Origin of the sequence: Dysgonomonas sp. HGC4 (assembly GCF_001261715.1) — a bacterium.
GTDB lineage: Bacteria > Bacteroidota > Bacteroidia > Bacteroidales > Dysgonomonadaceae > Dysgonomonas_A.
This window is the reverse complement of record NZ_CVRU01000058.1, coordinates 16,519-36,272: the sequence shown is the minus strand read 5'-3', so window position 1 is coordinate 36,272 and position 19,754 is coordinate 16,519. Positions and strand designations below refer to the sequence as shown.

Annotated in this window: 15 protein-coding genes; 13 read left to right on the top strand and 2 right to left on the bottom strand. The window is 36.5% G+C overall.

All coding sequences use genetic code 11. The features are described 5' to 3' along the window. The first annotated feature begins 70 nt into the window (after positions 1 to 70). The 3 genes from rpsO to HGC4_RS05710 all read left to right on the top strand — a co-directional run bounded on the left by rpsO (position 71) and on the right by HGC4_RS05710 (position 2,886). The gene (gene rpsO / locus HGC4_RS05720) at positions 71 to 340 is read left to right on the top strand and encodes a 30S ribosomal protein S15 (protein ID WP_050709170.1); all 270 of its coding nucleotides are present in this window, start codon (positions 71 to 73) and stop codon (positions 338 to 340) included. 132 nt (positions 341 to 472) lie between these two features. Beyond that, entirely contained in the window at positions 473 to 1,885 is a 1,413-nt protein-coding gene (locus tag HGC4_RS05715; protein ID WP_050709169.1) for an MBOAT family O-acyltransferase, read from the top strand. Between the two features lie 101 nt (positions 1,886 to 1,986). Then, positions 1,987 to 2,886 carry a hypothetical protein gene (locus tag HGC4_RS05710; RefSeq protein WP_050709168.1) on the top strand — a complete coding sequence of 300 codons (900 nt, stop codon included), beginning with the start codon at positions 1,987 to 1,989 and terminating at the stop codon, positions 2,884 to 2,886. Between the two features lie 68 nt (positions 2,887 to 2,954). Here HGC4_RS05710 and HGC4_RS05705 read toward each other — a convergent pair whose 3' ends face one another. Next, positions 2,955 to 4,619 (bottom strand): mechanosensitive ion channel family protein, encoded by a 1,665-nt coding sequence (locus HGC4_RS05705; protein ID WP_050709167.1) that lies wholly within the window; start codon positions 4,617 to 4,619, stop codon positions 2,955 to 2,957. A gap of 386 nt (positions 4,620 to 5,005) precedes the next feature. On the opposite strand from HGC4_RS05705, the gene HGC4_RS05700 reads away from it, so the two are divergent. The 8 genes from HGC4_RS05700 (at position 5,006) to HGC4_RS05665 (ending at position 14,903) form a co-directional block, all read left to right on the top strand. After that, entirely contained in the window at positions 5,006 to 6,862 is a 1,857-nt protein-coding gene (locus HGC4_RS05700; RefSeq protein ID WP_050709166.1) for a 4-hydroxy-3-methylbut-2-en-1-yl diphosphate synthase, read from the top strand. A gap of 149 nt (positions 6,863 to 7,011) precedes the next feature. After that, positions 7,012 to 7,956 (top strand): PorP/SprF family type IX secretion system membrane protein, encoded by a 945-nt coding sequence (locus HGC4_RS05695; RefSeq protein WP_050709165.1) that lies wholly within the window; start codon positions 7,012 to 7,014, stop codon positions 7,954 to 7,956. Positions 7,957 to 8,020: 64 nt separating this feature from the next. Continuing rightward, positions 8,021 to 9,445 carry a T9SS ring complex lipoprotein PorK/GldK gene (locus tag HGC4_RS05690; protein ID WP_050709196.1) on the top strand — a complete coding sequence of 475 codons (1,425 nt, stop codon included), beginning with the start codon at positions 8,021 to 8,023 and terminating at the stop codon, positions 9,443 to 9,445. A 105-nt stretch (positions 9,446 to 9,550) separates the two neighbouring features. Continuing rightward, positions 9,551 to 10,723, top strand: coding sequence for a type IX secretion system motor protein PorL/GldL (gldL, locus tag HGC4_RS19035; protein WP_050709164.1), 1,173 nt, complete (start codon positions 9,551 to 9,553; stop codon positions 10,721 to 10,723). Positions 10,724 to 10,860: 137 nt separating this feature from the next. After that, positions 10,861 to 12,399: a type IX secretion system motor protein PorM/GldM gene (gene gldM, locus HGC4_RS05680; RefSeq protein ID WP_082204081.1), complete on the top strand. Its 1,539-nt coding sequence runs from the start codon at positions 10,861 to 10,863 to the stop codon at positions 12,397 to 12,399. 114 nt (positions 12,400 to 12,513) lie between these two features. Beyond that, entirely contained in the window at positions 12,514 to 13,572 is a 1,059-nt protein-coding gene (gldN, locus tag HGC4_RS05675) for a type IX secretion system ring subunit PorN/GldN (RefSeq protein ID WP_050709162.1), read from the top strand. Beyond that, on the top strand, positions 13,572 to 14,156 hold the full coding sequence (locus tag HGC4_RS05670; protein WP_050709161.1) for a non-canonical purine NTP diphosphatase: 585 nt from the start codon (positions 13,572 to 13,574) through the stop codon (positions 14,154 to 14,156). Before gldN ends, HGC4_RS05670 begins: the two co-directional genes overlap by 1 nt. Before the next feature lie 63 nt (positions 14,157 to 14,219). Continuing rightward, entirely contained in the window at positions 14,220 to 14,903 is a 684-nt protein-coding gene (locus tag HGC4_RS05665) for a helix-hairpin-helix domain-containing protein (protein ID WP_050709160.1), read from the top strand. Positions 14,904 to 15,085: 182 nt separating this feature from the next. Here the strand turns inward: HGC4_RS05665 and HGC4_RS05660 are convergent, their stop codons facing one another. After that, entirely contained in the window at positions 15,086 to 16,918 is a 1,833-nt protein-coding gene (locus HGC4_RS05660; RefSeq protein ID WP_050709159.1) for a DEAD/DEAH box helicase, read from the bottom strand. Positions 16,919 to 17,420: 502 nt separating this feature from the next. Here HGC4_RS05660 and HGC4_RS05655 point away from each other — a divergent pair. Further along, on the top strand, positions 17,421 to 18,467 hold the full coding sequence (locus HGC4_RS05655) for a bifunctional transcriptional activator/DNA repair enzyme AdaA (protein WP_050709195.1): 1,047 nt from the start codon (positions 17,421 to 17,423) through the stop codon (positions 18,465 to 18,467). Between the two features lie 250 nt (positions 18,468 to 18,717). Next, positions 18,718 to 19,731, top strand: coding sequence for an FKBP-type peptidyl-prolyl cis-trans isomerase (locus HGC4_RS05650; RefSeq protein ID WP_050709158.1), 1,014 nt, complete (start codon positions 18,718 to 18,720; stop codon positions 19,729 to 19,731). Positions 19,732 to 19,754 lie beyond the last annotated feature (23 nt).

The following is a 19,754-nucleotide window of genomic DNA, read 5'->3' as shown; positions in this document are numbered from 1 at the left end:
TAAACATTTGTTTGACAGAAAATAACTACTATCTTTGCACCGAATTTTTAATCAAAATAAAAAACGAATTATGTATTTAGATTCGCAAAAGAAAGAAGAAATCTTCGCTAAATACGGAAAGTCTAACACTGATACTGGCTCACCTGAAGCGCAGATTGCATTGTTTTCGTACCGTATTTCGCATTTGACTGGTCACTTAAAGTCAAATCACAAAGATTATAACACTGAACGTGCTCTTAAAATGTTGGTAGGTAAACGTCGTCGTTTATTAGATTACCTAATTGAAGTAGATATCAACAGATATCGTGCTATCATCAAAGAGCTTGGAATCAGAAAATAAAATCTTTTCCAAAAGCATAAAAGTTACTCCTCAGCAATTGAGTAGTAACTTTTTTTCTTTAATAGTATACTCACACTACAGCCTATTATATTTTAGTTGACTTACACCCCAATCATTTATCAATCGCTATAAATGTTATTTACAAGTGTACCTTTTCTCATTCTATTCCTTATAACTTTTATCCTGTATTATTTACCCAAGGTATCTAAACATCAGGTATCTATATTGGTGATTTCCAGTTTGATCTTTTATGCATACGATCAACCCTGGTTTACACTCCTTTTACTTTTTTCTGCGGGACTGAATATTGCTACCAGCTATTATGTAGTATATGGTAATCCACAGAAAAGAAAAGTAGTTGCTACAACAGGTGTTATTCTTAATGTTCTCGGATTGGCTTTCTTCAAGTATAGCCCATTAATATCAGCCACGCTTTTCACCCCCGATAGCTCAGTAGGACATTTCCTACTTATGATTCCGCTTCCTATAGGTATTTCATTCTTTACTTTCGAGGGAATAAGCTTATTGATAGATGTATGGAGAGATAAAGATGCGAATGAAAAGTCTAAAACATTCATCCCTTCATCGCTACTACAACACGCTCAGCGAACTTTGTTTTTCATTTCATTCTTTCCACACCTTATAGCAGGTCCTATTTTGAAGGCTCATGATTTTTATCCTCAAATAATGGATAAACGCTTCAAAGAGATAAATTGGGAAAGTGCGGTTAAAAACCTCATCGTTGGATACTTCTTAAAGATGGTTGTTGCAGATAATCTTAAGAATTTTACTTTTTGGATCAGTTATCCTTTCTTTGAAAAATATTCTACAATCGATCTATCTACAATGTTATTTGGATATTCTATCCAGATCTTTGCCGATTTTGCAGGCTATTCATTAATTGCAATAGGCTTGGCTAAACTATTCGGATACGATTTTCAAACGAACTTTAACTTCCCCTATATATCTACATCTTTCAAGGAGTTTTGGAAACGATGGCATATTTCTCTTTCTACTTTCTTGATGGAATATTTATATTTCCCTTTGGGTGGTAATCGCAAAGGAAAATGGCGAACTTATTTCAATCTATTACTTACCATGATACTTGGCGGACTTTGGCACGGTGCAGGTTGGAGCTACGCTACTTGGGGTGCATTCCATGGAGGAATGTTAGCAATAGAAAGACTTACAAACGACAATATCAAAATAAAGCTCCCCCGATTTCTTCTTGTAATTAAAGGATTCTTTGTATTTACGATGGTTACATTGGCTTGGCTACTATTTAAATTACCCGACTTTAGCCATGTTATCAAATACTTTGAGTCGATGGCAAACAATGTCTTTATACAAAGTAATGTAAAACTGAATATGTATATTATTTTATATTCAATTCCTGTTATCATTTACCATATGTTGTATTTATATAGAGATAGTAAATTTTGGTTCATCTTAAAAAAGAAAGAATATATACTTTATGCAATTCTTTTATTTTTTGTAATTACAAATTCAGGAACGAGTGGTTCATTTATTTATTTTCAATTTTAAGGTCTCATACCTATTTTATACTTATCAGGTACAAAACGATAGACTGTTATGACTCTAGAATATATTATCAAGTACTTTTATTTTCTTAAAATATCGGGATTATGGTAAAAAAAACCTTACTATCATTCCTCCTTATATTTATAGCTTATACAGTTATAGTAACATATGTAGCAGATCCTCATCGATTTGTATCGGAACACCAATGGCAGGATAATCAGATAAAAGCTCAAGAATATCTATACTCAAATACCGATTCGGTTGAAAATATTATTGTAGGATCGTCATTAGCAGACAGACTTATTATTGGCTATCTACCCGATGTCTACAATCTATCTATGGGAGGGCTTGGTATTTTTGACGGATTGCAAACCATAACTAAAAAAGGAGTGTACCCCGAAAAGGTTTTTATTGAAATGAATAAGGTCGATAGGAAAGCCTCTGTTGACTTTACCACTTCGTTGAATAATCCAGTAATGACTTTTCTCCGTAAGTATTTTATGCCTATTCGCGATGGCAAACAGCCTATGGGATTCATAGCAATACCCTATGGCGAAAAGGTTACGGCTTATGGATTATATATTTCCCAAACCATACTACACACCATTGCAGGAAAAATAGTTACTAGAGAACAGAATGGAACAGAAGAAGTAGATATGCTTGCTAAAATTTTACCACGATTGTTAGAAGAAGAATCACAAATCCCCAATGCCTCAGACTTGGAGAAAGATATTCAACTTCTCAAACATTATGTTGACATTCTTGAAAGAAACAACGCAACTGTGGTATTTTTTGAAATGCCTATTCAACATGAATTATGCGGATTGAATAAACCGACAGCTATACGCAATCAATTTTACAAAACATTTTCTCGAGATCAGTATCAGTATATTGATATGCCCGATTGTAACGGATATACTACAACAGACGGTCTTCATCTGGATGGAACGTCCGCTGAAAAGTATAGCCTCTTTTTTAAAGAGCAAATGGATAGTATAAAGTAATGTCACAAACTTATTTATTAAATCAGTGGTTTACGACTTATTTTAGAGAAATATTTAATAATAGCCCCTTACTTATCTGAAGGTTTAGAAGGAGTAGGTTCAACTACATTTTCCGTCTGATTTTTATCCCCATCGAAATTCTGATTTATAATATAATGAGGCGAAACAAGATTTATACCTGCTTCTCTAAATGCATCTTGCACATGTTTTCGTAAATCAGAATATATTGCACTCATCTTTCCAGCCTCTTTTGTATATACATTCAACTGATACTCTATATTGAATTCATCCAATGAAGTTTGTAATATAAAGGGTTTCTGCTTCTTCATCAGATTATCAGTATTCGAAGCAGCGGTTAAAAGCAGTTCTTGCACCTGCTCCCATGGAACTTCGTAACCAACTGTTACATGTATATATAAAATCAAACCATATTCACGTGCAGAAGCCGAATAGTTAAGGGTCTTAGTGTTCATCACATTCGAATTGGGTATTGTTATAATCTCATTCTTGAGAGTTCTTACCCGTGTTACAAGTGCAGTTTTTTCGACAACATCCCCCAAGCAATCGTCCATCTTAATACGATCTCCTATTTTGAAAGGACGCATATACGTTATAACCAATCCGGCAACAAGATTTCCTATTATAGAGGTTGACCCAAGCGAAAGCATAATACCCGCAAATACCGATACTCCTTGAAAAACTGTAGAATCCGACTTTGGTAAATAAGGGAATATGAGTATAAACATAAAGATATACAATATCACATTCAGGATATTATATGTAGGAGTAGCCCAATCGGGATAAAAGCCCTTGATAGTTATCTTACCCGTACTAATCTGTTGGGCAACAAAGCGGAAAGATTTACGGATATACATAAATATAACCATAATCACCAGAATTGTAAAGAACTCTGGCAAATAATCGATCACACTACGAGCTATCGATTTTAAAGGAGAAAGAACATAGTCCAATAATCGGTCCGAAAGATCTGTTGTATTAGGAAATACTTTGAACAATGCCCAAATACCCAAATAAAGAGACATAATTATCAAAACGAACCGTAGAAGTTTAAGCAAAAAGATAAAGAGATGTACCTCCCTATCAGCATCTATAAGCCCAAAGATTCCCTTTATCCGTTTTCCTCTTTGCAGCCTTATAAATATTTTAGCCCTACGATATACAAAGAAAATACCTCTTAGCAGGAAAAACATTACCAGCAATATTAATCCTACCCATCCTGCTTGAATAGCAATCCGCCTTAAACTATTTTCCTCCTGATGTTTATGAATAGATGCTATAATCTTCTCTCTAAAGGATTGTGCCAGTGCTATTTTTGTTTTCTCTCCCAATGCAGCCTGCAAAGTATCTACACTAACAATCAACTCATTTTTATATACAAGCTTGATATTATCATCAATATCTATCAACTTTATAGAATCGTCATCAAAACGAGGATCGTCATATAAGGCTCTTATTCTTTCACTTATTGCATTGGCTCTTTGTTCTGAAGTAAAAGATCCCATGCTACCATATATATAGAATATAGTATCGCGGAAAGGCACTACCGGAGCTTTTCTCGGAAACAATTTGGCTATCTGAATAGTATCTATGGTAACTACTTCAACAGCTTTTTTCTTATTGGTATTCTTTTTTTGAGCAAATACAGAGGTTCCGCATACGATCAATGCCAGCAAAAAGACTAAGCGGTACGAGATTGAATATCTTTTATGCATATTTTGTAAAATATAAAGGACAAAGTTTTGTTATTCTACTCAGTAAATCGCATAATCTGAATAAAGATTAGCCAATACTTAGCATACAAATATAATTAAATTCGGATATCTAGAAATTCGGAGCATTAAAGAACCTCGCTACACTCTTTAAACTGAAAATCTAGACAAATAAGAATCAACCTAATAGCATCAATAAATAAGGTTTATTCATATATACGGTTTCTTTATTACTATTTTTGATATATTTATCACTGTAATATACAACAATAGAGTATGCAATAGTGTTTTAGAAAAAGAGAATCATTTATTTAGCATTAGATATAAAATAGAGAGAACAAAAAATATCTACCTTTGTTAAAGTTTAATTCAACTAATTAAAACTTCAAATGGATTTTTTCAATTATAAAAGACGTGTATCGTCTATAGCAAAAATAGGGAATACCCCTCTGGGTGGCGATAATCCGATCAGAATACAATCGATGACAAGCACCAACACCAATGATACTGAAAATAGTGTAGAACAAACCATTCGCATCATTGAAGCAGGAGCAGATTATGTACGCCTAACGGCTCAAGGAGTCCGCGAAGCCGAAAATCTAAAAAACATAAAAGACGAAATCCGCAAAAGAGGATACAATACTCCCCTTATTGCAGATATTCACTTTAACCCCCGTGCAGCGGAAGCTGCAGCAAAACACGTAGAAAAAGTACGTATCAATCCCGGTAATTTTGTAGATGGAGCAAAAGTTTTTGAAGGTAAAGAATTTACCGACGAAGAGTATGCTATCGAAATAGAAAAGATACGAACTAAATTAACCTCATTCCTCAACATCTGCAAAGAGCACAACACAGCTGTTCGCATTGGAGTGAATCACGGGTCATTATCAGATCGTATTCTAACTCGCTATGGAGATACTCCCGAAGGTATGGTAGAGTCGTGCATGGAATTTCTTCGTATCTGCCTCGAACAGAATTTTACTGATATAGCTATATCGATGAAAGCATCCAATACCATTGTGATGACTAAAGCGGTGCGCCTATTGGTGCAGAAAATGAACGAAGAAGGTTTGGCTTTCCCTCTACACTTAGGAGTAACTGAGGCCGGAGACGGTGAAGACGGACGTATAAAATCGGCTGTTGGTATTGGCGCATTACTTTCGGACGGCATTGGTGATACGGTACGTGTATCATTAAGTGAAGACCCCGAATTTGAAGTTCCCGTTGCCAAAAAGATGGTAAATTATGTTTTAGAACGTGCCAATCATCCCGAAATAAAAGCAACTGTTAATCCTGATTTCTCACCATTCTCTACTTTAAAACGTAAAACTTATAGTGTAGAAAATATAGGAGGAGACAAATTACCTATTGTGATTTCGAATAGGTCGAATGGCAATTTCGAGTTTAATGTTCATTTCTTACCCGATTATATATATGTAGGTAAAGAGTTGCCAGCCGAAGCTCCAAGATCTATTTCTGTAATTATAGATGTTGATGGTTGGAAAGAAGAAAAGAATACTTATCCTCTATTCAATAGAGATAATTTCAATAAAATAAAAGATAATAAGGCAGCAATTAAATTTCTTCAACTAGGTTACCCCGATTTATCGGACGAGGTTATATCTATTTTGAAGGCAGATCAAAGTATTGTTGTTATTATAACCACAGACCATAAAAATGGAGTGGGAGAACAGCGTGCATTCATCCATACTTTGATGAATAACGATTGTAAAACACCCATAGTACTCAATCGCAAATACAACGAAAATCAAGAAGAAGATATACAGATAAAAGCAGGTATTGACTTTGGAGCTATACTTCTTGATGGATTTGGAAATGGTGCTATGATAGAAAATGAAGGAACTATTCCTCAGAAAAACATCGACGCCTATACTTTCGGAGTATTGCAAGCAGCACGTGTTCGTACAACCAAAACCGAATATATCTCATGCCCTAGTTGTGGACGTACATTATTTGATCTGCAATCTACTGTTGCACGAGTAAAGGAGTCGACCTCTCACCTCAAACACCTAAAGATTGGAGTAATGGGCTGTATTGTTAATGGTCCCGGTGAAATGGCTGATGCCGATTATGGATATGTAGGTGCTGAAAAAGGAAAAATATCACTCTATAAAAGACAAGATCTCATAGAGAAAAATATTCCTTCGGAGCAAGCTGTAGAAAGATTAGTAGAACTGATCAAATCTCATGGAGACTGGGTAGAACCCGAAGAAACCGAGGCTTAAGTAAATTATTTTTAATTTGTGTTTTATTATATGTGATTATTTAACACGCATATTGTGAAAAAGAATTAAGATTTATTCATATTTTTGGGGCATACTAAATAATAAATGTACTTTTGCCGAGCTAAATATTTGATTTATAAAAGGTATTGATGAAATTTGGTTATATCTTACTGGCGTTACTTATTAGTTTTTGCTTCTCTTTGGATCTAAAAGCTCAATGGGATGGACAAGTAAGTCAATATTGGAAAGTTAAAACTTTTTTTAATCCTGCCTTTGCCGCCGAAAAAGATTCGATACAAGCAACCCTTATGCACCGTCAGCAATGGGTAGGAGTAGAACACGCTCCCAAAACATTTATAATGTCGGCAGACATGCCTCTCAATTTTTTAGGACGGAAGCATGGTGTAGGAATATTGGCAATGACAGAATCGGTCGGTCTATTTAAGAATGCATCGGTAGGCGGACAGTACGTATATAAAAAACGTTGGAAGAAAAATGTCCTTAATGTAGGTGTACAAGTAGGATTTACAAGTATTGGCTTCGATGCCTCAGGAATACGTATTCCTGAGGGTCAAAAAGGCGAGATGGGAGATATACCTTCGGCTACAGAGCAGACAAAGGTTTTTGATGGCAACATCGGACTGGCGTGGGTGGCACCCAAGTATTATATAGGAGTGTCGTCAACACACATCACCGAACCTAGTTTTGAAATTGATGAAGGTGGCGCGACATCCATCGCTAGAATATACTATTTTACAGCAGGATATAATATAAGATTACGCAATCCGATGTATGAACTGCAACCTTCGGTATTGGTAAAAACCGATAATGTAGTTGTAAAATATGATGTAACAGCACGAGTTGTATACAATAAGATGTTTAACGGAGGCGTAACTTGGAGAAAAGACGATGGTTTTGTATTTTTGCTGGGAATAAATATCTTTGGTATAGATGCAGGATATGCTTATGACCTTTCAAATTCCGATATAGCGAAAGCCAGTGGAGGAAGTCATGAGTTTTTTGTTCGTTATGCCATGCCTATCAAACTTACAAAAAGTGGACAAAACAGTCACAAAAGTGTGAGAATACTTTAGTGATTATAACTAATACAGAAACAAGACTTTTATGACAAAGAGATCCGGACTCTCAATAAATTATATGAAGAATTTACTTTTTGCATCTATCGCCGTCCTGATGCTTACAACCTCTTGCGGGAAACCGGGAGGTGCGGGAAGCGTAGGAGGTGAACTGGTAGGCATCGGAAGTTCATCATGGGCAGAATCCAGTCCTTATGGAATGGTTCTGGTTTCACGTGGTTCTATTGCTATGGGACCTGCCGACAGTGACTCTTTATGGGGTATAACTGCCAACGCCAAAGGAGTATCGGTTGATGCTTTCTGGATGGACGACACAGAGATAACGAACTCCGAATACCGTCAGTTTGTATATTGGGTACGTGACTCCATTCTTCGCGAACGTTTGGCTGACCCTGCATTCGGAGGTGATGAAACTTACAAAATTACAGAAGATCGTTATGGAGACCCTGTAAAGCCATACCTCAATTGGAAAAGACCAATCCCTAAACGTCCTAATGAAGACGAAGAACGTGCGATATTGAGTTTGACCGAAGTAAATCCTATCACAGGAGAAAGAGGTCTTGATCCCGAACAATTTAATTTCAGATACGAATGGTTTGATCATACAGAGGCTGCAAAACGCCGCAATAGATTAAACCCTGCTCAACGTGTTTTGAATACTGATATACAGGTTGATCCGAATGAAATGATTATGATTTCTAAGGATACTGCTTTTCTTGATGAAAACGGAAAACCTGTTAATATGACAATCAACCGTCCCCTTAGTTCGTTATTCGATTTCCTAAATACCAAAATCGTTAACATTTACCCCGATACAACTGTTTGGGTGAACGATTTTAACAATGCGTATAACGAGCCTTATATGCGTATGTATTTCTCTCATTCGGGTTATAACGACTATCCGGTAGTAGGTGTAACTTGGGAGCAGGCTACGGCATTTTGCGAATGGAGAACCATGTTCTTTAAAATGGGAATGGGAACCAGAGGACGTAGTATAGAACCTTATAGATTACCGACCGAAGGTGAATGGGAATTTGCAGCCAGAAGTGGAAAATCAGAAAACAAGTATCCTTGGGATTCCGAAAGTACTCAATCCGAAAAAGGATGCTTTATGGCCAACTTCAAACCGGGAGAGGGTAATTATACTAAAGACGGTAATCTTATAACCTCTCGCGTGGGTAGCTATTCACCCAATGCATTTGGTTTGTACGATATGGCTGGAAATGTCTCTGAATGGACATCTACAACTTATAACGAAGCCGGAAGTAAAGTAATGAATGATCTTAATCCTCAATATAGATATAACGCAGCCATAGAAGACCCTTATGCCGCTAAGAAAAAGGTTATAAAAGGAGGTTCATGGAAAGATGTAGGTAGGTTTATTCGTGGTGATATGAGAGATTCTGAATTTCAGAATCAGCCTCGTTCCTACATCGGATTCCGCTGTGTGAGAACTCAAATAGGATTTGCCAGATCAAAAAGATAATAAGGTTTCATACCTGTTTATTACTTGATCAACTATAACAGAAATAAACTGTTATAATTTAAATACATAACTAAATACTTTCTTTTGCTTAAAAACAGTACAACCATGGGTAAAAAGTACAGACGATATAAAAACTTTCTTGAAAAATATTTAGACAGTAACAACGGTAAACGCTTCTTCAATGTCGTTTATAGTGTAGGTGCTGCTATCGTTATTCTGGGTGCGATGTTCAAGATTCTTCACCTTCCTTTCGGTAATCAGATGCTTATGTTCGGTATGATAACCGAGGCTATTGTATTCTTATTGTCGGCATTCGAAAAACCTGCTAAGGAATACAAATGGGAAGAAGTGTATCCTGCTTTGGTGGATGAAGAGGGTTTTATCCCAAAAGCCGAAAGAGCACAAATACAACAACAAAGTGGACCAGCCATACAACAAACATCTACACCTTCACAACAAGGAGGCAACGGAGGCTCTACTAACAATAGTGGCAGAAGTAATGCTGTAAACTCGGGTAATTCTGTTAATAATAATAACAACAATAACACCGGTAACAACAATATGCCTCAAAGTGGTAATAGTGGCGGTGGAAATAGTGGTGGAAATAATAACTATGGAGGAGGAAACTCAGGTGGCGGCACAACTATAATAGGTGGTGACGGTACTGTTTCTTCGGGAACTTCTTCAAACGTATCCGGAGGAAATCAATATGCACCAGCAGGTTCAAGCACGGGCGGAGGATCAGTATCCGGCGGTACAATAGTTACTGGTGGGGCTGTGGTTCTTGATGGAGCCAATGTTGTGGAAGCTTCTGCAAAGTATGTTGATCAAATGTCTCACATGTCTGATAACATGGCTAAGTTTGCACAAGTAACCGAGTCGTTGGGTAAAATATCTGAGTCTCTGTTAGGTTCATTCCAAACCATTATAGATAATTCGGATGGCATCGGAACAAATACTCAAGGATATGTTACTCAAATGGAAACTCTCAATCGTAATATTTCGGGATTAAATACTATATACGAAATACAGTTGAAGGGAGTAAGTGGTCAGATTCATACAATCGAAGAGATTAATGCAGGCTTAGACCGTATCAAAAAATTATATGGAGGATCACTTGTAGATAGCTCTATATTTAAAAACGAAACAGAAAAAATGGCTCAGCAACTTACCGAACTGAACAAGGTATATGCACGTTTGCTGCAAGCTATGACTAGTAACATGAATATGGGCGGAGGCTTTAATCCTAATACAATAGGTAACGATCCTCAACCTTGATAATGTCAACAACATTATTGCAACATTTTATGGCTTTGATTATCTCAGGTAATCAGAGCAAAACAAAGCAATAAAAAGGTCTAAGACCTTATTTATATTTCACACAACAAAGAATATTCGTTCTATAACAATATTATATGGCTTCAACTAATCCAAGGTCTCCAAGACAAAAAATGATAAACCTGATGTATCTGGTTTTTATCGCTATGCTTGCTATCAACTTACCCGAAGAGGTACTTGATGGCTTCGACATGGTAGACGAAGGATTGAACCAAACTATAAAAAGTTCGGAGGCTCAAAACCAACTCGTTTTTAATAGCCTCACAGATATAAACAACCAGAATCCCGTAAAAGCAGAACAATGGTATCTTCCTGCTGCTCAATTTTCTCAACAATCAGATCTATTATATAACCATATTCAAGACTTAAAGACCCGTATTGTAAAAAAAGCTGACGGAGAAAAAGGGGATTTGAATAATATAATCAACCGAGAAAATATTGATGCCTCAACCGATATCATGCTGGTAGGTATAGATAATGAGGCTAAAAAGCTGAAATCATCAATAGATCTATATCGTGAGCAAGCTATCAATCTAATCACTGGAACATCCAGAAAAGACATTATAAAAAGCAGACTTAACACAGATAATCCGAAAAGGGGTAATCTGGACAATAAAAACTGGGAAGAAGCATTATTCGAACAAATGCCTACTTCAGTTACAGTTACTATGCTAACTAAAATACAAAGCGATATACGCGCCACACAAGGCGAAGTATTAGCTGACCTTTATAATCAGATAGGAGCAAAAGATTTTCGTGTAAATAGTTTACAAGCAGAAGTTGTTCCCAAATCGGAATTCATAATGGAGGGAGGAACATACGAAGGTCGTGTAGTACTTACTGCAATAGATACTACCAAACGTCCAACATTCAGTTTACCCTCGATTAATGCGAATGGTGAATTTAAAATTGGAGCAGGAGGCGTTGGTATCAATAAAGTATTCTCAGGGATGGTTACGCTCAGTACACCCGATGGAGAGGTTATTACCCGTCCGTTTAAAAGCGAATACCACGTTGTACCACGTATGACTACTATACAAGTAGCCGAGGCGAATGTATTGTATCAGGGAGAAGATAATAAGCTCACGATATCCGTTCCGGGTATGTCAAACGATCAGTTACGTGTTACAGCAACTAACGGAGCGATTACTAAATCGGGACAGAACTGGATTGCAAAGCCTGCAAAAGCCGGAACCAATATGAAAATATCAGTATTTAACGGAAGTACTTTTGTAAGTGATCAGGAATTCAGAGTACGTCTCCTACCCGACCCTACTCCGTACATAGAATATGCCGATGCTGATGGAAACATGAAAAGATATAAAGGAGGTAGAATCTCTAAATCGGTTATCGTAAATGCTACCGGAGTAAAAGCATCTATTGATGACGGATTATTGGACAGACAATTTGCCGTGTTGAAATTTACTACTGTACTTATTGATGCCATGGGAAATGCTGTCCGTGAAGTATCTGATGGAAGTAATTTCTCTGAAAGACAAAAAACTCAGATCAGACAATTGGCGAGAGGAAAAACCTTTTTTATAACTGAGGTAAAAGTAAGAGGAAAAGACGGTGTAGAAAGAGACCTCACAGCTATTGAGGTAAGGATTAACTAAAGTTGCAAACCTTTTATTGTTTCGGCTGGATATAATAACCAGAATTAGCGAAATTTTATTTATACAAGAAGGTCGCAGACCTTAAAGACAGGAATTCGATTAGAACAAAAATATATGAAAAGATTATTTCTAACAATTACTATAGGGCTATGTGGTTTGCTAATCACTCAGACACTTTCTGCACAAGAGCAGGAGTCGTCGTTGCGTGAGCGTATTGCCAAGCGACAAAATCAGCAGAACAATTCGGGGAAACCTCCATTGACTGTCAGAGCCCAAATAATGAACGAATCGCAAACTCAGGAGATAGATAATGCTCCTTGGATACGTGAGATTTATCGATTTATCGACTTAGAAAAAGAAAAAAATGCAACTCTTTATTATCCTGTAACACCTATTGGAGAGCGTACCAATCTATTTACTTTGATATTCAGACACCTTCAAGATGGAGACATCTCTGTCTATAAATATCAACCATATGGTACTGAAGTTTTCGATGAAGAAAATAGGGAAACTTTTAAAGATGTATTAGAACGTTTCGAAATAATGCATCAACAAGAAAACGGAAAGTATCTTGTGGAAGATGTAGATGTGCCTAGCAACGAAGTATTGGGTTATTATGTAAAAGAAGCTTGGTATTTCGACAAAAATAATTCTATTGTAGATATAAAAACACTGGCTATATGCCCTGTAATTGTCAGACAAGATGATTTTGGTGTTGATAGAAGTCGTTATCCGATGTTCTGGATTCCTTATGAAAACATAAGACCCTATACATCACGTATGCCTATCATGCTATCGAGTCTGAATAATGCAACAACCATGACTATCAACGATTACTTCATCAAACACCTATTTGATGGGACTATCGAGAAAACTACTAATGTGCGTGATCTAACTTTGGCTCAGCAATATCCGGATGAAGCAAAAAGAAAAGAAGCACAAAAGAAAATCGAAGCTCAGCTGAAAGAATTTAATGATAATCTGTGGGTGTATAATGATTCTATTGCAGCAAATAATGCTGCCACCCAAGCTAACAACAAAGGCAAAGGTCCAAGCATAAAGAATGCTCCAACAGCCAACAGCACAACAAGTACTACCAGAGCAACTGTTCAGAAAGAGGCAAAATCTCAATCGGCTCCTTCACGTAGTATGAGAAACAGAAAGAGAAACTAATGAAAAGAATAAAGACACTTATATTTTCGACAAATAACGAGCATAAACTCGAAGAGGTAAGAGCCAAACTAGGCAAGTACTACGATATATTAAGTCTAAAAGATCTTGGCGACGATGCCGATGTTCCAGAAACAGGCGATACATTGGAAGAAAATGCCATGATAAAGGCAGACTATTTGTGGAATACTTATCACAAGAACTGTTTTGCTGACGATACAGGCTTAGAAGTAGAAGCTTTGGATAATGCTCCAGGAGTATATTCTGCAAGATATGCCGGTGAACACAAAAGCTCGGAAGATAATGTAGAGAAACTTCTTAAAGAATTAGAAGGTAAGGACAATCGGAAGGCACGATTTAGAACCGTAATTGCTCTCATTTTAGATGGAAAGCGTTATCTTTTCGAGGGTACAATAGAAGGAGTCATTACAACATCACCAAAAGGAACATCCGGCTTTGGATATGACCCTGTTTTTCAAGCCAACGGATACGATAAAACTTTTGCAGAATTAACCCTTGAAGATAAAAACAGAATAAGCCATAGAGCTAAAGCCGTAGAACAATTGGTTTTATTTCTGAGAAAATAAAGTCTCAGACCTTTTGTTATCTATTAAGGATAGCAACCAATTTACTACCTAACACAAACTTGTATGTGGAAATGGAAGAAGGATTTCTTTTATTTTTCGAAAGGCGACAGAATTGCCATTATACTCCTTTTAAATTTGATAGTTATTAGTGGAGGTATTTTTATATACATGAATAAACTTACTTTTACTGATGCCGTCTACCAAGATCAGAACGAAGAAATGCAAAAGGATTTTGTACAATTCGAAAATGATATGGAGCGGATTCCAGCTATTGAAGAGGAAAGATCAGATGAAAATAGAATGCACACTCCCACAAAGTCTCCAAAAACTAATAAACAGAAACTAGAGCTAGGTCAAACTATAGATATTAACTCAGCATCTGCAACCACCCTTATGCGAATCCCCACAATAGGAAATACATTTGCAGAGCGTATAATCGAATATCGCAACTCCTTGGGAGGATTTACTTCTCTTGAGCAATTATACGAGATAAAAGGCTTTACAATTAACAAATTCAGCAAGGTATTACCTTACTTAGTAATGCAAAAGAAACATAAACTGATCCGGATAAACAAAATTCCGGAAGAGCAGCTTATCAGTCACCCCTACTTTGAAGAAAAACAGATACAAACGATTATCGACTTAAGAAAAGTCAATAAGATTAAAGATATCTCAGCTTTATCTGACAACGAAAATTTCAGTTCTAGAGATATCGAACGATTATCTGCTTATTTAAGTTTCGACTAAAGAGATTTTATCTCTTCTCTCTAAAAGTTATTAAGATCTCTGCGTTTAAGACTAAAATAAAAACATAGGATACAACAATTTATCCCCTATGTTCACTAAGAATGATATATAATTTGCATCAAAACAAAACAGGTTGCCATTTACATGACAACCTGTTTTTATATATGATTTCTATTTTCTAGTTACGAAAATTTAGGTTTGCGACCACCTTTACGATGTTCTCTTTTACCTGCATCACCACCACTTCCATAAGAAGGGTTACCACCTTCGCGTCTCTTCGGAGCTCTGTCTCCGCCACTGCCACCGAAAGAAGGTCTTCTGCTACCTTCACGACGTTCTGCTGGAGCACCACCTTGAGCCTCTTCTACCGAAATACGGCGTCCGTTTTGCTCTTGGCCTTTCAATCCGCTGATTACTCGTTGAGCATCACCTTCTGGTACTTCAAAGAATGAGAAGTTTGGAAGTAAATCGATACGACCGATTCTAACTTTTCCAGGAACAAAATCGTTAATCAAGCCCATCAATGTTGCAGGATTAGCATTATCCATGCGTCCTAAATTGATGAATAAACGAGCATATCCTTTTTCAGCTGAACGAGATCCGCCATTGCCTCTTGATTCGAAACGATCTTCTCCTCTTCTGCTATTGCGAGACATACCTCTATCATCACGACTGTTATATCTGTCAGATGGAGCTTCTATTTCGTCTGCTTCACGGTAATAATCGATCAAACGATTAAATTCCATTGAAACAACACGTTTGATAATATCTTCTTTTTCAAGCCATTCTAAACGACGATATATTGAAGGTAAAAGGCGAGCAATTTCGTCCTCGTTTACTTTTACTTTTTCGATCTTATCAGCAAAGCTTAACAATTGTTTTTCGCAGATCTCATCTCCCGAAGGAACTGTAGCTGCTTCAAACTTCTTGTTCATTATTTTTTCGATCTCACGAATTTTTCCTTTTTCTTTTACGTGTGCAATCGCAATCGATATACCTGTTTTTCCGGCACGACCTGTACGACCACTACGGTGGTTATAAGATTCGATATCGTCAGGTAAACCATAATTGATTACGTGAGTCAAGCTATCCACATCCAAACCACGAGCTGCAACGTCTGTTGCAATCAATAATTGGATGTTATGCATACGGAATTTTTGCATTACATAATCACGTTGTGATTGAGAAAGATCTCCGTGTAATGAATCTGCACTATAACCGTCTTGGATCAATTTGTCTGCAATTTCTTGAGTCTCGCGACGAGTACGACAGAAAACGATACCATATATACTTGGATTATAATCGGCAATACGTTTCAATGCAAGATATTTATCTTTCGCATGTACCATGTAATACATATGCTTTACATTGACCGAACCTTCGTTCTTACGACCAATCGTAATATCTTTAGGTTCGCGCATGTATTTTTTCGTAATTTTTGCAATTTCATTAGGCATAGTAGCCGAGAAAAGCAACATAGAACGAGTGTCCGGAACTTTAGAAAGAATCTCGTCGATACTTTCGGTGAATCCCATATTCAACATTTCGTCAGCCTCATCCAATACTACATATTTGATGTTTTCAAGATCAACAGTTCTTCTGTTAATCAAGTCGATAAGACGACCCGGAGTCGCAACAATAACTTGTACGCCACGTCTCAATGTCTTAATTTGGCTGTCAATACTTGAACCTCCATATACAGGAAGTACTCTCAAGTTGTCAATATATTTAGAATAATCAGCAAGATCACCCGCTATCTGCAAACAAAGTTCACGAGTAGGAGCTAATATCAATGCTTGTGGTACATTTTTCTTTACATCTACTTTTTGTAGGAGAGGAAGCCCAAAAGCGGCTGTTTTACCTGTTCCTGTTTGCGCCAATGCTATAACATCTCTAACCTCGTCCAATAAATAAGGAATCACTTCCTCTTGTACGGGCATTGGACTTTCATAACCCATTTCTTCGATCGCTCTACGGATTTCCGGAGCAACACCTAATTCTTCAAATGTCTTCATTAAATATTTTTAGAAAATTTGCTGTGGAAGCAATTATTCTGTCCTCTGCCACCATTTTACATACGACTAAGAAAAGAGAGAAATAATTGATCCCCATGTTTTAATTCATATTCCTATCAGGAAAGCCATCCACTCTCACAAGTTTAAATTTTCCTTCAATTACGTTCTTAACGGAATATAGACCCTTAGCCCTGTTATCTTTGTGATAGATAATTTTGTTTTACGATTCTCTTTGTAGTAAATTGAAAGAATCTTTATTCGTCTAAAACGCTGCAAAGGTAGTAATTTATTTTGATTTACGCATAACTTTGATATATAATCGTATACAGACTCCTAAAATAAGTTATAGGATGAAAAATGATATTCTTTATAATGACATATAATCACCCATGCTATAACTACCAGATCAATAAAAAGATCTGCGACTGAAAAATAGTTGTCAATTTTTCGGTTGCCTGCTTCATTTTCTAATTATATTTTTGAACAAGAAAAAATAGCAACAATGAACAATGATAATATATACTATAAAGCTCTAATCGAGAAAGATAAATCTTTCGAAGGAATATTTATTGTCGGAGTAAAGACAACCGGAATATTTTGCCGACCTACTTGCACCGCCCGTAAACCTAAACAAGAAAATGTAGAATTCTTTGCTACAACCAAAGACGCCATCTTAAAAGGATACAGACCTTGCAAAGTATGCCACCCGATGGAAAACTTAGGAGACACCCCCGAATACATAAATGAGATTATGGAAATGCTTGATAAAAATCCATCCATCAAACTAAAGGATTATGATTTGAGACAGATGGGAATAGAACCAAGTACCATTCGTCGATGGTTTCAGAAAAATCATCAGATTACTTTCCATGCTTATCAAAGGTTGCATAAACTAAATACAGCATTTAAAAAATTCCAAACCGGAACAAGTGTTACAGATACAGCTTTCGATTCAGGGTACGAGTCGCTAAGCGGATTTAATGAGTCTTTCAAAAAAGTATTTGGAGTATCTCCTTCAAAAAGTAAGAGTCAAAGTATTGTTGATATAATGCGAATTGAGACTCCATTGGGAACAATGGTTGCTTGTGCCACCGATAAGGGCATCTGTCTCCTAGAATTTACCGACCGGAAAATGCTAGAAACAGAACTAAAACATTTGGCAAAATCTTTAAATGCAACTATCGTACAAGGACACAACCAACATTTTGAATTACTGAAAGAAGAGTTAGCCAAATATTTTGAAGGAAACCTAAAAGAGTTTACCATTCCTCTTGATCCAGTAGGAACCGACTTTCAGAAAGAGGTTTGGCAAATGCTTATGAAAATACCTTATGCAAGTACAGTATCTTACCAGCAACAAGCACAAGCCATTGGCAAACCCGCAGCTGTAAGAGCTGTTGCTAATGCAAATGGTATGAATAAGATTTCTATCATTATCCCCTGTCATAGAGTAATAGGTACAGATGGCTCTCTAACAGGATATGGAGGAGGCTTGTGGCGCAAGAAAAGGTTATTGGATTTGGAGACTAAAAGCTCGTCGCCCCAATAAGAGAATAAAAACATTCATCATTATATTTATAGGCATGCAATAATATTATGTGCCTATAAGATTTATCTACATAACAAAAGAGCTTTACAATCTTAAGAATACCTTATTTTGAACTAATAAATAGAATAGTTGATAAAAAATATCTATTTTTATTTTCTAAATTAAAAATGGTTCGTCTCTACATTCGGCGAAGCACATTATAATTAAATAATTTAACAATAAATAGTTATACTTTACTCAATCATTCAAAATGAAAAAGATCTTTCTATCAGCTTTACTACTAGCATCTATAAGCACTTCTGTAGTGTATGCGAAAAAAAACAAAAAAGAAGCGGTTAAACAAATAAACCCGGTTTCTTTACAAACAGCAAACGACTCTATTTTATATGCTTATGGAGTAAGCCTTGCCGAGCAAGGTCTTGAACAATATCTGGTACAATTGAACGTAATAACTGATACTACAGCAATAAGCTCAAAGTACAATGCCTTGATAGCTAATGCTGCTACTCCTGAAGAAAAAGTAAGGTTAAATAACGAATTGAGTTCTAAATTAGATTCTGCTCTTGTTAGCAATACTCAAAACATAGAAATGCTTCTTAAAGGTATCGGAGAACGTCTTCAAGCAGCAGAACAAAACTTCGCATATGGCAAAGGTCTGGAAGTTGGTGATCAACTAAATAGAATGACTGCCGAATTTTCGAAACAAGTATTGGGTAATGACGAATCGGTAGAACTAAATAAACAAGCAATTCTGCTAGGTTTAACAAATGCTATTAAAAAAGAACCTATACTTATTGCTAATAGCAACGAAATGGTTCAAAACAGAATAAATGCTCTACAACAAAAAGAGCAAGAAGAAAAGAAACAAGTAAACGCAGAAAAAATTGCAGCAGGAGAGAAATTTATGGCTGAAAACTCAACCAAAGATGGTGTTGTAACTCTGCCTGATGGACTTCAATATAAAGTAATCACACAAGGTACAGGAGCTATTCCTACTGCCGAAGACAAAGTTAAAGTACACTATCACGGAACTTTAACTGACGGAACAGTATTCGACAGCAGTGTAGATCGTGGCGAACCTATCACATTTGGTGTTACACAAGTAATTCCGGGATGGACCCAAGCTCTACAAATGATGCCTGTAGGTTCTAAATGGATGCTTTATATTCCTTACGACCTTGCTTACGGAGACAGAGATGGAGGACCTATACCTGCATACTCGAATCTGATATTTGAAGTAGAACTTCTTGGTATAGAAAAATAAGGTCTCAGACCTTTTTTATAGCT